Genomic DNA, 15,134 nt, shown 5'->3' on the forward strand with positions numbered 1-15,134 from the left:
TTCAATCGAACCTCACGCCACCGCACGCGCCAGCGCACAATGCGACCAGAGCTGGTGCAGCGCGCCGACCAGATGCTCGATATCGGCATCGCTGTGCAGCGGTGTCGGCGTAATGCGCAGGCGCTCGGTCTTGCGCGGCACGGTCGGATAGTTGATCGGCTGCACATAGACGCCGTGATTGTCGAGCAGGATATCCGAAATCCATTTGCACTTGGCGGCGTCGCCCACCATGACCGGCACGATGTGGCTTGGGTTGTCCATGTGCGGAATACCGCGCGCATCCAGAAGGCCGCGAAGCTTGCGCACCCGGTCCTGATGGCGGGCGCGCTCGAAGGGGCTTGCCTTCAGATGCTGGATCGATGCAATCGCGCCGGCGGCGAGCGACGGCGGCAGGGCCGTCGTGAAGATGAAGCCGGAAGCGAAGGAGCGGATGAAGTCGCAGACCGCCGTGGAACCGGTAATGTAACCGCCCATGACGCCGAAGGCCTTGCCGAGCGTTCCCTCGATGATCGTCAGGCGATCCATCAGGCCTTCGCGCTCGGCAATGCCGCCGCCGCGCGGTCCGTACATGCCGACGGCATGAACTTCGTCGAGATAGGTCATGGCGCCATAACGGTCGGCCAGATCGCAGATTTCCTTGATCGGCGCGATATCGCCATCCATCGAATAGACGGATTCGAAGGCAATCAGCTTCGGCGCATTCGGATCCGCCGCCTTCAGTTTGGCTTCGAGGTCTTCGAGATCGTTGTGCTTCCAGATCACCCGCTCGCAGCGGCCGTAACGGATGCCTTCGATCATCGATGCATGGTTGAGTGCATCCGAGAAAATGATGAGCCCTGGAATTTTCTGACCGAGCGTGCCGAGGGTGGCCCAGTTGGAGACATAACCCGAGGTGAAAATCAGCGCCGATTCCTTGCCGTGGAGGTCAGCAAGTTCGCGCTCGAGAAGGACGTGATAGTGGTTGGTGCCAGAAATATTCCGGGTGCCTCCCGCACCCGCGCCACAGTGATCGATGGCGGCTTTCATGGCTTCGATGACTTTCGGGTTCTGGCCCATGCCGAGATAGTCGTTGGAGCACCAGACGGTTACATCCTTGGGCTCGCCATTGGCGTTATACCGTGTCGCACGGGGGAAATTGCCCTGCTGGCGCTCGATATCCGCAAAAACGCGATAGCGTCCCTCAGAATGCAGGCTTTGCAGTTCCGTCGTGAAAAATGCCTCGAAGTCCATGCCATGCTCCAGAATTGACCAGATCGTTTTCTGCCTCGACACCGGGACCGTCAACCCTTGCGGGTCACATTAACCGCGTCTGCGTCAATTCGCCGTTGTTTTGAACCATTCCAATAAACCGTTTATAGAAGCTGATGAAAAGTACAAAATTGATTCACATCAAAAAACCCGGATTTTTGGAACCTTTTTTACGCCGCGCCGTTGTTTGGGACGCAATCGATTTACGCTCGGAGGAATGCCGACAGAGGAGGCTTCCCTAAACGACATCGAATTGTTAGTTATCTGTGGCGGTCGGAGGTAGCAGTCGCCGCAGATAAATATGGGACGCCTACCGAGCCACAAGAGCTCATTGTAACGTTGGAGAGAGTTTCATGAAAAAGGCAATCATATTTGCGCTGGTCGGCCTGTCGCTCGCAAGCTGCACGCAGACCGAAAAGGGAGCTTCGATCGGTGCCGTTTCTGGTGCCGTTATCGGTGGCGCTGTCACGGGTAACGTTCGTGGCGCAGCTGTAGGCGCAGCCATTGGCGGCGTTGGCGGTGCTTTGATCGGCAATGCTTCCGAGCCGGGCTATTGCTATTATCGCGACCAGTACGGTCAGCGTTACACGGCACGTTGCCGCTAATCGCTTAGCGAGATACCGTTGCACAGAAGCCCCGGTCACCCGGGGCTTTTTGCGTTATGGCGGGCAAAAGACAGGGCGGAGGGTCCTCAAAGCCGTTTATTTATGATTAAATTGCAATGTTAACGGACAGGAAACGGGTTAGGGCGACAATAAAGGCTCAACCATAAAGCAGCTTATGCGAAGAACACGAACTAACCCGAAGACAGGTATTGCGTATCGGAAAGCTGGCACCGCACTTGCGGTTGCCGTGACGTTCGCCCTGTATCCGGCGTTTACCCGTGACGCCTTTGCCTTCAAACTTTTCGGCATGCGCCTCTGGGGTTCGGAAGAACCGGAGGTCGAGGTTATCAACCCCGTTAAATACGCCGTCACGCTCGATGCCGCGGACGCCGATAAGTCCCTGAAAGACAGCCTGGAAAACAGCTCGCTTCTCCTGGCTGACAAGGATAAGCCCGCCTCCGGCGATCTCGGCCTTCTGATAAAGGCGAGAGACGACCGGGACAGGCTGATCGCGGCGCTTTATGAAAACGCCCGTTATGGCGGCATCGTCAAGGTCACCGTCGCCGGCAAGGATGTGGATAGCCTGCCGCCCAATCCGGTGTTCGATCATTCCGCTCCGGTTCCCGTGGTCATCACGGTTACGCCCGGCCCGGTCTTCAAACTCGGCAATGTCAGGCTTGAAGGTGATGTCACCGGCCGCAACCTTGAGGAATATGGCCTGACGACCGGCGGCGACGCCGGTTCTCTCGCCATCATCCGCGCCGGCAACAAGCTGATCGATGATCTGAAGGCCGAAGGCCGTCCGCTTGCGAAGCTGACAAAACGCGAGGCCGTCGCCAACCACGCGACAAACACGGTGGACATTACCATGGCGGCCGAAGGCGGTCCCGTGGCGCCCCTCGGCACGGTCACCGTCACGGGTGAAAAAACCGTCGATGGCGATTTCATCCGCCGTTATTCGCGCCTCAATGGTGGCGAGCCCTATTCGCCGGAAAAACTGCGCAAGGCCGCCGACCGGCTGCGGCAGCTCGGCGTCTTTTCCAGCCTGACCATCAAGGAAGCGGGAACGCTGGCGCGCGACGGCACCATTCCGCTTACCATCGAGGTCTCGGAAGGCAAGCACCGCTATTTCGGCGTCGGCGCGCAATATTCCACCACGGAAGGCATCGGCCTGCAGGGTTATTGGGGCCACCGCAACCTGTTCGGACAGGCGGAATCGCTGCGGATCGAAGGTTCGGTTTCGCGCATCGCAGAGGCATCGAGCGTCGAAGGCATGGATTATTCGGCGGGCATCACTTTCACCAAGCCCGGCATGTTCAATCCGCGCACCACCTTCAAGACCAGCCTGATTGCCAAGACCGAACACCCCGATACATATGACGCCAAGACAGTGACGGGCACCGCCGGTTTCGCCTACGAGCTCAACGATACCGATACAGCCGCAGCCGGCCTCGAGGTGCAATGGGCCGATACGGAAGACGCATTCGGCAAGAACGAATATCTCACCACCTCCATCCCGCTGGAATTCGTTCGTGATACACGCGACGACAAGCTGAACCCGACCGAAGGCTTTCGCGCCTCGCTGGCCGCCAAGCCCAGCTATGAAGCACTGAACGGCACCTTCTTTTCCTCTTTCGAAGGCTCCATTTCGGGTTACAAGGGGCTTGGCGCCGAGGACCGGCTGATCATGGCCGGAAAGCTTTCCGGCGGCGTGCTGGTCGGCGGCAGCGATCTGCAGGACATACCCACCACCAGGCGCTTTTATGCCGGCGGCGGCGGATCGGTCCGCGGCTACAGCTATCAGGAAATATCGCCCTATAATGCCGCCGGCGACGCGACGGGCGGCCGCTCCTATGTCGTCGGTTCCGTTGAGGCCCGCATCAAGGTCACCGATACGATCGGCATCGTCCCCTTCATCGATGCGGGCGTGGTTTCGGAAGACGTGGCGCCCGATTTTTCCGATATCCGGGCTGGCGCCGGTATCGGCCTGCGTTACGCGACGCCCTTCGGACCTCTGCGTCTCGATGTCGCCATGCCGCTCGACAAATACGATGGCGGCAACAGTTTCGGCATTTATGCTGGCATCGGTCAGTCTTTTTAAACGCCGCAGTCGAACACCCTTGCAACAGAGTGTAGATTACCCTTTATGAAAACGTTGATTCGATTGCTGAAATGGCTGGGCTACGCTGCTTTGTGCGGCGTGGTGCTGGTGTTGCTTGCGGTTCTGTTCGTCGGTTTTACCCCGATGGGCGCAAGAATTGCCGCAAAGCAGATTTCATCGCTCGTTTCCACGCCCGATCAGGTAATCGAGATTTCGCCCCCGAGCGGCCTTTTGACCGGCCGCCTGCGGCTCGACAATGTCACGCTTTCAGACCGGCAGGGACCCTATGCCCGCGTGAACCAGATCGCCGTCGACTGGTCGCCGCTCTCGCTGCTTGCCGGCACCTTCCATGCCGACCGGGTCTCGGCCGGATCGATCGATGTCGAGCGCAAACCGCTTGCCCCGGAGCAGACATCGACCAAGAGCTCCGGCAATTCCTCGCTGCCGATCGAAATCGCCGTCGACAAGTTCAGCTTTCCCGATATCAGCCTTGGCCAATCGCTTCTCGGCCGTCCCTTCGACCTCAACGCGGAAGGCAACCTGACGGCTGCCCAGGACGATATGCGGCTATCGCTCACCGCCCATCGGCTCAATGCGCCGGATGCGGAGGTCAATGCCGACATCGCCTTCCTTCCAAATGAGAATGTCCTGAAGCTGAAAGCGGAGATGAAGGAGCCTGAGGGCGGTCTTCTCGCCACGCTGCTTTCGCTTCCGGGAACACCTGCGGTGGCGATAGACCTCAACGGCGAAGGCCCGCTTTCCAACTGGACGGGCACGCTGCGCGGCAATGTCGCCGGCAATCCTGTCGTCAACGTCACCGGCCGCCACCTCCTTGCAGATGATGGCACCCGCCGTATCGAAATTGCAGGCGGCGGTCAGCCCGATCTGCTTCTGCCTCCAGCCTTCCGCCAGCTTTTTGCTGGCGAGACAAAGCTCGACGCAAACGCCACGCTTTCGCCGCAGGGCCGTATCGAAATCGGCAGCAGCACGCTGGAGACCGGCACCCTGCTGTTGACGGCGTCAGGCACGGTCGATCCGAACGGTCAGAACGATCTCGCCGCCAATCTCATCGGCACCGCCGGCCCCGTGGATTTTCGCTGGCCGCTGGAGAATGGCGAGATTCAGGCCCTCATCAACGGCCTCGATCTTTCCCTCAAGGGTGGCGCAGACGCTGCGCATCTCAACACGACCGTATCGTTACGCAGCCTTTCCCTGCCGCAAGGCAGGCTCGATGACGTCAAGCTGACAGCCGAGAGCGCCGATCTCAACATCGCCAATCGCAGCGGCACGATCGCGACAGTCCTGTCCGTGGCGCAATCCTCCTTCGTCAGTGCCGATATCGACCGGCTGGTGCGGGCGCCCCTCACCATCAAGGCGCCGCTCAGCCTCACTTCATCCACCATCGGCTTCGACGGCGCGACGCTGGAAAGCGCCAGTGTCGGCGGAACTTTGAACGGCAGTTTCAATCTCGCCGACAATCGCCTGACCTCCAGCGTGCAGCTCTTCGCGCTGCCCGCCACCCTTCCACCGGCCCTCGCGGAAAAGTTCGACACCACCATTGCCCTCCAGGGCGATATCGACGTGACCATCGGCGGACGCACCAGCGTTGAAAACCTCGTCATCAAGTCGGGAACGATCGAAGCAACCGGTAATGTCGGCCTCGAAAACGATGCATTGAGCGCCAGCCTGACGGGTAAATTTCCCGCTCTTGAAAAACTGACACCACAGGCGAAGGGCGTCGCCGATTTTGCAATCGAGGCCAGCGGCGCGCTAACAGCACCGGATTTCAACATCACCCTGAGTTCCGAAAGCGCGATCCTTGCCGGACGAACACTCGAATCGCTGAAGGTCAATGCAACGGGCAAGGCCGATCCCGCCGCGCCTCAGGCAAAGCTCACCGCCAGCGGCAGTCTTGACCGGCAGAAGATCGACGCCAATGCCGATGTGGTGCAGACGGAAAACGGCACGGCCATCCCCGAGCTGCACGTGGCCGTAGGCCGGAATATCTTGAACGGGCAGCTGCAATTCTCGCAGCAATTCCTGCCATCGGGCAATCTCTCCTTCAATTTCCCCGACCTTGCCCTGCTCGCCGCCCTCGCCGCGCAGCAGGCGGATGGCGATATTGCCGGCGATATCGCCCTGAGCAACGCCAATGGCCGGATTGCCGCGACGATCAAGGCCAATGGCGGCAGCATCCGCCACGGCACGACAACGATCTCCAAACTCGCCGCCGATATTTCCATCGATGATCTTCAGGCTCTCGCCATCAATGGCAAGGTCAGCGCCGATAGCGTCAATGCCGGCGCCGCCGCGATATCGGGCCTGAATGCCACCATCGGCCATTCCGGCACGACGACGCAGTTCGACGTCAATGGCCGTTACGACAATGCGCCTCTGGTGGTAAAGGGCAGCGCTGAGACCGGCGGATCGCCGATGACCGTGCGCGTCGACGCCTTTTCCGCCGCCCCCAAGGGCATTGCGGTTCGCCTTGAAAAACCGAGCACCATCGCCATCCAGAACGGCACGGCCCGCATCTCCGATCTGACCATTATCACGGGTGAAGGACGCGTCGAGGTCAACGGCAGCGCCGGATCGACGCTCGACATCAATGCCGATATTCGTTCGCTGCCCGCCAGTCTCGCAAATGCCTTCGCCACCGGACTGGATGCGGCAGGCAGCATCTCCGGCACGGTGAGCGCCAAGGGTGCAGCATCGAACCCTGCGGTCGATTACAATCTGAACTGGACCAATGCCGAGGTCGCGCAGACACGTGCGGCGGGCCTTGCCGCGCTCGGCATCAAGGCGAATGGCCGTTTTGCCGGCGGCACCTTGCAGATCGACACCAATGTATCCGGACAGGGCGGCATGTCGCTTTCCGGCGGCGGCTCGCTCGGCATCGCCGGCAATCGTCCGCTTTCCATGGCGTTTTCCGGCAGGCTGCCCTTCTCCGCCGTCGCGGCGCAAACCGCAGCCCAGGGCCTCGATGTGGACGGTACCGCCGCCATCGACGTGAAGATTTCCGGCAGCGCTTCCGCACCAGTCGTTACCGGCAGCATCACCACCGATGGTACGCGCCTGACCGATGTGCGCCGGAACCTGACCATCAACGATCTGGGCGCAACCATCACCTTCGACCGCGACCGTGCCGTCATTTCGCGACTGACGGGCAAGCTGGCCGGCGGCGGAACGATCTCGGGAACCGGCAGTGTCGGCATAGCCGGTGGTTCGGGTTTCCCCGCCGATATATCGATTACCCTCAACCGCGCCGGTTATAATGACGGCACGCTGGTGACGACGGTGGTAAGCGGCACGCTGACGCTGAAAGGCCCGCTGCTGAATTCCCCCGTGCTGGGCGGCAACCTGACGCTGGACAGAAGCGCCATCACCATTCCGGAAAAGCTTCCGGCCTCGCTGACGGAAATCGATGTCAAGCACAAGAACGCCCCGCCGAAGGTGCGCGCGCAGGCCAAGGCGCTCGGGGCTGATCAGGGCGGCAGCGGCAGCTCGTCCACCATCAATCTCGATCTGCAGGTGAACGCACCGAGCGGCATCTTCGTGCGCGGGCGCGGCATCGATGCGGAACTCACGGGCAATCTGACGATCCGTGGCACGGCAGCCGTTCCCGTCATTTCCGGCGGCTTTGAAATGCGCCGTGGCCGGCTCGAAATCCTCACTCGCCGCCTCGATTTCACCACCGGCAATATCAGTTTCGGCGGCGGACTCGTTCCGGTCCTCGATATGAAGGCCGACTCGACGGTCGGTTCGACGACTATCACCGTGGCCGTTTCCGGCAACGCCAACGATCCGACCTTTGCTTTCTCCTCGGCACCCGCCCTGCCGCAGGATGAGGTGATGGCGCAGCTGATCTTCGGCCAGTCCATGTCGAAACTCTCGGCTCTGCAAATCGCGAGGCTCGCCGATGCCGCCGCCCAGTTGGCCGGCGGGCGTTCCACCTCGCTGTTCGACAAGCTCAGAAGCAATCTCGGCGTCGACGATCTCGATATTTCGACCGATTCCGAAGGGCAGGCCCGCGTTTCCGCCGGTAAATATCTGAACGAGAGAACCTATCTCGAGCTGCAGCAAAGCGGCGAATCCGGCGCAAAAGCCATCATCAACCTCGATGTCGGGCGGGGTGTGAAGCTACGCGGGGAAGCGGGCGGCGATGGCGAAGGCGCAGCCGGCATATTTTACGAGAAAGAATATTAGAATTTCCAATAAAGGTGCGTGGCGGTTTTTACGTCCGGACAATGCGTAAAAATCGAAGAGAGTATTTTCGCGTTTCGAAGAAAAGCGAAAACACTTCAGCGCCGCTTCGCATTTAGGTTTGCGAAACCATCTGATGATACAAATCATCCATTGAAGACGGAAAATATTGTTTCCGGCTGTTCAGGCACCAGGCAGAACGCCAAATCCGCATATGCAAGTGTCGGTGCACTTGCGCCGGCCTCCACAGCGAGCATTGGGAAGAATTCTGATGGCAATGATTAACTCTACCAATTTTGGCGGTGAGACGCTCGAAATCATCGCGTTCCGCCTGCATGATCAGGAATTCTGCGTGAAGACGACGACCATCCGCGAAATTCGCGGCTGGGCGCCTTCGACGCCCATTCCCCACGCGCCGAAAGACGTCATCGGCGTCATGAACCTGCGCGGCTCCGTCATTCCGATCATCGATCTGGCTCACAAGCTCGGCATGAAGAGCACCGTCGCCAATGAGAGAAGCGCCATCGTAGTGGCGGAAGTGCACAACATGGTCATCGGCATGCTCGTCGACCGCGTTTCCGACATTCTGACAATCCCGGCAAACCAGGTTCAGCCGGTTCCTGAAATCTCGGCCTCCTTCGACAAGTCCTATTCGGAAGGCATCATCGCCAACGAACATGGCATGATCTGCTTCCTGAACCTTGCGAAAATGTTCAAGGGAACCGAAGCCGAAGATCTCGCGGCCTAATCAGGCCTTTTTGTCAGGCCACGCCACACGAAGACTATCGATCGATCCAGACCGCCGGAGCACTCGCCCGGCGGTTTTGTTTTTCCTCTTTACCTCGTCTTATTAAATAAGAACATTTTAATATTATAGATATCTAATATTAAAGGCCGTGGAACAGTATCGCGCCGGCACGAATATCACGCTGGCCTGATACCTGACCGAGGCGGAGAGACGGAAGTGCCTGCATTGCTGCCTTCGGCGGCAAACCTGTTCGTTGTTCAACATGATACGACGCGGACCGCACATCCTGTGCGGGCTCGCCGCGCCGTGGGCCGTTTTTGGGGGACGTATAATGCTGGGGTTAGGGAAAAGCGCAGATAACAGAAATATGCTCGATGCGATATCGAGATCGCAGGCGGTCATAGAATTCGATCTCAAGGGTAATATCCTCACCGCGAATAAAAATTTCTGCACGGCGCTGGGTTATGATCTCACCGAGATCGTCGGCAAGCACCATCGTATCTTCTGCGACAGCGAGCTTGCCGGGTCGCGGGCCTATCAGGAATTCTGGGAGTCTCTCGCGCGCGGCGAGTTCCAGGCCAAGGAATATCGCCGTATCCGCAAGGACGGCTCGGTTATCTGGATCGAGGCCTCTTACAACCCGGTTTTCCGTTCCGGCAAACCCTATAAGGTCGTGAAGATCGCCACCGACATCACCGCCAAGAAAATCAGGGCCGTGGACGATGCGGGCAAGCTGGAGGCGCTCTCCCGTTCGCAGGCCACCATCGAGTTTTTCCCGGATGGCACCATCATCACCGCCAATCCGAATTTCTGCGCCACGGTGAATTACGACCTCAAGGAAATCGAGGGCAGGCATCATCGCATGTTCTGCGATCCGGCCTATGCCGCCTCGCCCGCCTATGGCAATTTCTGGCCGCGACTGGCGGCAGGGGAATTCATCTCGGATGAATTTGTCCGCTATGGAAAGAACGGCAAGGAAATATGGATCCAGGCTGCCTATAATCCGGTGCTGGACGAAGCAGGCAAGGTGGTCAAAGTGGTGAAATTCGCCACCGATGTCACGCCGCGCATGAGCGCCATCAGTGTGCTTGCCGATGCCCTGCGGGCGCTGGCCGAAGGTGATCTTGTGCAGCGCCTAGACAACAGCTTCGTGCCCAGCATGGAAAAGCTGCGCGCGGACTTCAACGAAGTCGTCGCCAGGCTGCAGGCCACCATGCAGACCATCGCCCACAATGCCTCGACAATCGCCTCGGGCTCCGGCGAAATCCGCATCGCCGCCGATCAGCTTTCGCAGCGAACCGAACAGCAGGCCGCCTCACTGGAAGAGACCGCAGCCGCGCTGGAGGAAATCACCACCACCGTTACCGATGCCAGCCAGCGCGCCGGCGAGGCCGGAAAGCTGGTGTTGCGAACGAGAGAACATGCCGAACATTCCGGCGATATCGTCCAGCAGGCAATTTCCGCCATGGATGCGATTTCGCGTTCCTCGGGTGAAATTACCAACATCATCGGCGTCATTGACGACATCGCCTTCCAGACCAATCTTCTGGCCCTGAATGCGGGTGTCGAAGCCGCCCGGGCCGGCGAAGCGGGCAAGGGTTTCGCCGTCGTGGCGCAGGAGGTCCGCGAACTCGCACAACGATCCGCCGTTGCGGCCAAGGAAATCAAATCCCTCATCAACACCTCCCGCGAGCAGGTCGCCAACGGTGTGGATCTGGTGGGCAGAACCGGCGGCGCGCTCCGGGATATCCAGTCGCAGATGAGCGAGATCGACAGCAATGTCTCGGCGATCGTTGAAGCCTCGCGCGAACAGGCGAATGGTCTCAGGGAAATCAATCAGGCCGTCAACGTCATGGATCAGGCCACCCAGAAAAACGCCGCCATGGTGGAGGAAACCACCGCCGCCAGCCACGGCCTCGCGACGGAGGCGGAAAATCTGCATGAGTTGCTGCGGCAGTTCAGAATATCGCATGAGGCATCGCCCGCTCGTCCGGCCGACAAAAAACCGGCCGTCGTCACCCGCCTCCCGACGCCGCAACCGCGATATGCCGCCGCGCCAAGGTCTCACGGAAACGCAGCAGCCGAATGGGCGGAATTCTAGGCTCGCTCTGAAGCCAAGGGCCGCCGGGAAATGGCGGCCTCAATGTTATAGAATGATACGATCCGCCCGGGTGAAGATTTCAAAATCTTCACCCCGCACCAGCGCCACAAGTGTGACACCCGAACTCTCGGCCGTTTCGATGGCAAGCGCAGTGGGTGCTGAAATTGCCGCCAGAATGGGGCTGCCAAGGATGGCCGTCTTCTGGACCATTTCCACCGACAGTCGGCTGGTGACAACCACAATGCCCGTACCGGGCGATAGGTCTGCATTGACGACCGCACCTGCGAGCTTGTCGAGCGCATTGTGGCGGCCGACATCTTCGCGGACAGCAAGCAGCCCTTTTTGAGGATTGTAGAAACCCGCGCCGTGAACTGCCCGCGTTTCGCGATTGAGGCTTTGCGCTTCATTCAGCGCTTTGACCGCAGCAACGATGTCATCTCCGTCAACGGAGACTTCCACGCCGCTCAACTCCGGTACCACGCGGACCGCCTGTTCTATGGACTCGATTCCACAAAGACCGCAGCCGACGGGGCCTGCCATATGCCGCCGTCTTGCCCGCAGCGCATCCGCATTGGCATCCTGCAAATCCACCTGAACATCGAAGCCCTGCCCGGCCTCGATTACCTCTATGGAATGGATTTCCGCCCTTGTGGATATGATGCCTTCCGTAAGACTGAAACCGACTGCGAAATCGACAAGATCAGCTGGGCTCGCCATCATCACGGCATGGGTGCTGCCGCCATAGGAAAAGGCAACAGGCACCTCCTCCGGCACCGCCCTCTCGCCCTCCACTATGGCCCCTTCGCGCAAAGCGGTTCTTGCGACCCTTCGGTAACTTGCCTTTGCCGACACGCCGATCACTCCTCCACGACAAAAATCTGCTTCGTCTCGCTCATGACCCCAAAGCAGCATTTCTTCCCGGTATCACATCTAACCGAAAGCCTTGAAAATCGGAACGGTTTCCCGGGTGCACCCGTTGAAGGCGCTCCCTGCCTTACCCATTTTCCGCACGTCCATCATTGATGTAATCCCGCCAACGCCATTCGGAAGCTCAGATCAGGCCAGGTGACGGGTTTCCATGCGAGAGCATGCCATGCTTCGTCTGATATGGTGAGGCAACAACCCAAAACAAAAAAGCGACCGAAACGGCCGCTTTCTGCTTTAGGTTTTTTGTGGGCAGTCATTCTTTCGAACCCGCCCGGTGCTTTCAAGCGGCGACGAGAACCTCATGCAGGTTCGTCAGTTCGTAAAGATGCTTTTCAAGCTTGGTCAGATGTTCGTGGTGATGATTGCCCTCTTCGATTTCGGCCTTGGCCGCATCGATACGCTTCTGCAGCGTGTCGGGGGACATGTCATCGGCCGAAACGGCGGATTCGGCGAGAAGCGTGCAGCCGGTCGGCAGAATATCGGCAAAACCGCCGAAAACGACGTATTTGTGCGTCTCACCGGAGGCGAACTTCACAGTCACCAGACCCGGCTTGATCGTCGTCATCGTCGGAGCGTGATTGGCCAGAACGGTCATTTCACCCAGCGTAGCCGGGATGACGACTTCCGTAACCGTTTCGGAAACGAGCAGACGCTCCGGGGAAACGAGATCGAATTTGAAACTGTCAGCCATGGCTATTCACTTCTTTTCAATTACGCGGGCGTCACGGACTTCATTTCTACAACGCCGGCATCACCATTCCGGTTTCGCCACCGTTGCCGGCAAGGCGCGCAGTTGAACCACGCGCCCGCCAATTCATTATCAGGCGGCTTCGCCAGCCAGCTTCTTTGCCTTTTCGATGGCTTCTTCCATCGAACCGACCATGTAGAAAGCAGCTTCCGGCAGATTGTCGTATTCACCGTTGACCAGGCCCTTGAAGCCCTTGATCGTGTCTTCGAGAGCGACGAGCTTGCCCGGCGAACCGGTGAAGACTTCAGCAACGAAGAACGGCTGCGACAGGAAGCGCTCGATCTTACGGGCGCGGGCAACCGTCAGCTTGTCTTCTTCCGACAGTTCGTCCATGCCGAGGATGGCGATGATGTCCTGGAGAGCCTTGTAGCGCTGCAGGGTCGACTGAACCTTACGGGCAACTTCATAGTGCTCTTCGCCGACGATCATCGGGTCAAGCATACGCGAGGTGGAGTCGAGCGGGTCAACAGCCGGGTAGATACCCTTTTCAGCGATCGAACGCGACAGAACCGTCGTTGCGTCAAGGTGCGCGAACGAGGTGGCAGGAGCCGGGTCGGTCAAGTCGTCGGCGGGAACGTAAATGGCCTGAACCGAGGTGATCGAACCCTTGGTCGTGGTGGTGATGCGTTCCTGCATCTGGCCCATGTCGGTTGCGAGCGTCGGCTGGTAGCCCACGGCCGAAGGAATACGGCCGAGCAGAGCCGATACTTCCGAACCAGCCTGTGTGAAGCGGAAGATGTTGTCCACGAAGAACAGAACGTCCTGGCCTTCGTCACGGAAGTTTTCAGCGATCGTCAGACCGGTCAGAGCAACGCGGGCGCGGGCGCCCGGCGGTTCGTTCATCTGGCCGTAAACGAGCGCAGCCTTGGAGCCTTCGCCGCCGCCGAGCTTGTTGACGTTCGACTCGATCATTTCGTGATAGAGGTCGTTACCTTCACGGGTACGCTCACCAACACCGGCGAATACCGAGTAACCGCCGTGCGCCTTGGCGACGTTGTTGATGAGTTCCATGATGAGAACGGTCTTGCCAACGCCGGCGCCGCCGAACAGGCCGATCTTACCACCCTTGGCGTAAGGAGCCAGAAGGTCGACGACCTTGATGCCGGTGACGAGGATCTGTGCTTCCGTCGACTGCTCGACGTAAGACGGCGCGTCCTGGTGGATGGCGCGCTTCTTGGCCGTGGTGATCGGACCGGCTTCGTCAACCGGCTCGCCGATGACGTTCATGATGCGGCCGAGCGTTTCCGGACCGACCGGAACTTCGATCGGCGCACCCGTGTTGACGACGGCCTGACCGCGAACCAGACCTTCAGTCGAGTCCATGGCGATCGTGCGAACGACGTTTTCGCCGAGATGCTGCGCGACTTCCAGAACGAGGCGGTTGCCGTTGTTCTCGGTTTCGAGCGCGTTCAGGATCGGAGGCAGTTCGCCTTCGAACGCCACGTCGACAACAGCGCCGATAACCTGGGTAACCTTGCCCGCGCCGTTCACCGCTGCGGTTTTCTTGGGGGTAGCTGCCTTAGCCATTATCCTTACCCTCTTTCCTTACCTCAGAGCGCTTCCGCGCCCGAAATGATTTCAATGAGTTCCTTGGTGATCTGAGCCTGACGCTGACGGTTGTAGGAAAGCGTCAGCTTGTTGATCATCTCACCGGCATTGCGCGTTGCATTGTCCATCGCGCTCATCTTGGCGCCCATTTCACCGGCAACGTTTTCGAGCAGAGCCCGGAAAACCTGAACCGAAATGTTGCGCGGAATAAGGTCTTCCAGAATAGAAGCCGCATCCGGCTCATATTCGTAGACGGCGTTCTGCGTCGCGGCATCCTCTTCCACAACTGGCGTTGCGGCTGGAATGAGCTGCAGGCCGGTCGGGATCTGGCTGATGACGGACTTGAATTCCGAGTAGATCAGCGTGCAGACATCGAACTCGCCGGCGTTGAAGAGCGAGATCACCTTCTTGGCGATCTGGTCGGCATTTTCAAAACCGACCTTCTTCACGTCGCGCAGTTCGACGCGCTCGATGATGTTGGCTGCGAATTCGCGGCGAAGGCTGTCGTAACCCTTCTTGCCAACCGTGATGATCTTGACCGTCTTGCCTTCCGAAATCAGCTTGCGGGCATGATCGCGGGCAAAACGGGAAATCTGCGAGTTGAAACCGCCGCAAAGGCCACGTTCAGCCGTGCAGACGACGAGCAGATGCACGTCGTCCTTGCCGGTGCCGGTCATCAGCGCCGGAGCAACGTCAGCCTCGACCGCCGAGGCGATGTTGGCGAGAACGGCGCTCATACGCTGAGAATAAGGCCGGGCGGCCTCCGCAGCTTCCTGGGCGCGCCGAAGCTTCGCCGCGGCGACCATTTTCATCGCCTTGGTAATCTTCTGCGTCGCCTTTACGGAGGCAATGCGGTTTTTCAGATCCTTTAGTGAAGGCATCCGTTATCCGTCCGAGTAAAAGAG

Annotated in this window: 10 protein-coding genes; 5 read left to right on the forward strand and 5 right to left on the reverse strand. The window is 59.3% G+C overall.

The window, feature by feature from the left end:
* Nucleotides 1-12 precede the first annotated feature (12 nt).
* Nucleotides 13-1,230, reverse strand: coding sequence for a 5-aminolevulinate synthase (gene hemA, locus ACIK7D_RS21515; RefSeq protein ID WP_137004038.1), 1,218 nt, complete (start codon nt 1,228-1,230; stop codon nt 13-15).
* Nucleotides 1,231-1,601: 371 nt separating this feature from the next.
* Here hemA and ACIK7D_RS21520 point away from each other — a divergent pair, with 371 nt between their 5' ends.
* The 5 genes from ACIK7D_RS21520 to ACIK7D_RS21540 all read left to right on the forward strand — a co-directional run bounded on the left by ACIK7D_RS21520 (nt 1,602) and on the right by ACIK7D_RS21540 (nt 11,006).
* A complete protein-coding gene (locus ACIK7D_RS21520; RefSeq protein WP_004443753.1) occupies nt 1,602-1,853 on the forward strand; it encodes a YMGG-like glycine zipper-containing protein in 252 nt (83 codons plus the stop codon).
* 175 nt (nt 1,854-2,028) lie between these two features.
* Nucleotides 2,029-3,954, forward strand: a complete 1,926-nt coding sequence (locus ACIK7D_RS21525; protein ID WP_137004039.1) for an autotransporter assembly complex family protein — start codon at nt 2,029-2,031, stop codon at nt 3,952-3,954.
* A gap of 45 nt (nt 3,955-3,999) precedes the next feature.
* Nucleotides 4,000-8,160 (forward strand): translocation/assembly module TamB domain-containing protein, encoded by a 4,161-nt coding sequence (locus ACIK7D_RS21530; protein WP_400157317.1) that lies wholly within the window; start codon nt 4,000-4,002, stop codon nt 8,158-8,160.
* A 268-nt stretch (nt 8,161-8,428) separates the two neighbouring features.
* Complete coding sequence (locus tag ACIK7D_RS21535) at nt 8,429-8,905, forward strand: chemotaxis protein CheW (protein WP_003504949.1); 477 nt, start codon at nt 8,429-8,431, stop codon at nt 8,903-8,905.
* 331 nt (nt 8,906-9,236) lie between these two features.
* Nucleotides 9,237-11,006, forward strand: coding sequence for a methyl-accepting chemotaxis protein (locus ACIK7D_RS21540; protein ID WP_400157318.1), 1,770 nt, complete (start codon nt 9,237-9,239; stop codon nt 11,004-11,006).
* A gap of 45 nt (nt 11,007-11,051) precedes the next feature.
* On the opposite strand, the gene fdhD is transcribed toward ACIK7D_RS21540, so the two are convergent.
* The 4 genes from fdhD to ACIK7D_RS21560 all read right to left on the reverse strand — a co-directional run bounded on the left by fdhD (nt 11,052) and on the right by ACIK7D_RS21560 (nt 15,110).
* Nucleotides 11,052-11,867 carry a formate dehydrogenase accessory sulfurtransferase FdhD gene (fdhD, locus tag ACIK7D_RS21545; RefSeq protein WP_400157319.1) on the reverse strand — a complete coding sequence of 272 codons (816 nt, stop codon included), beginning with the start codon at nt 11,865-11,867 and terminating at the stop codon, nt 11,052-11,054.
* Between the two features lie 346 nt (nt 11,868-12,213).
* Nucleotides 12,214-12,624 (reverse strand): F0F1 ATP synthase subunit epsilon, encoded by a 411-nt coding sequence (locus ACIK7D_RS21550; RefSeq protein WP_003492358.1) that lies wholly within the window; start codon nt 12,622-12,624, stop codon nt 12,214-12,216.
* A gap of 129 nt (nt 12,625-12,753) precedes the next feature.
* The gene (gene atpD / locus ACIK7D_RS21555; protein WP_080815686.1) at nt 12,754-14,208 is read right to left on the reverse strand and encodes a F0F1 ATP synthase subunit beta; all 1,455 of its coding nucleotides are present in this window, start codon (nt 14,206-14,208) and stop codon (nt 12,754-12,756) included.
* Between the two features lie 23 nt (nt 14,209-14,231).
* The gene (locus ACIK7D_RS21560; RefSeq protein ID WP_137004043.1) at nt 14,232-15,110 is read right to left on the reverse strand and encodes a F0F1 ATP synthase subunit gamma; all 879 of its coding nucleotides are present in this window, start codon (nt 15,108-15,110) and stop codon (nt 14,232-14,234) included.
* Nucleotides 15,111-15,134 lie beyond the last annotated feature (24 nt).

It is taken from the genome of Agrobacterium sp. P15N1-A, from assembly GCF_044626815.1.
Classification (GTDB): domain Bacteria; phylum Pseudomonadota; class Alphaproteobacteria; order Rhizobiales; family Rhizobiaceae; genus Agrobacterium; species Agrobacterium leguminum.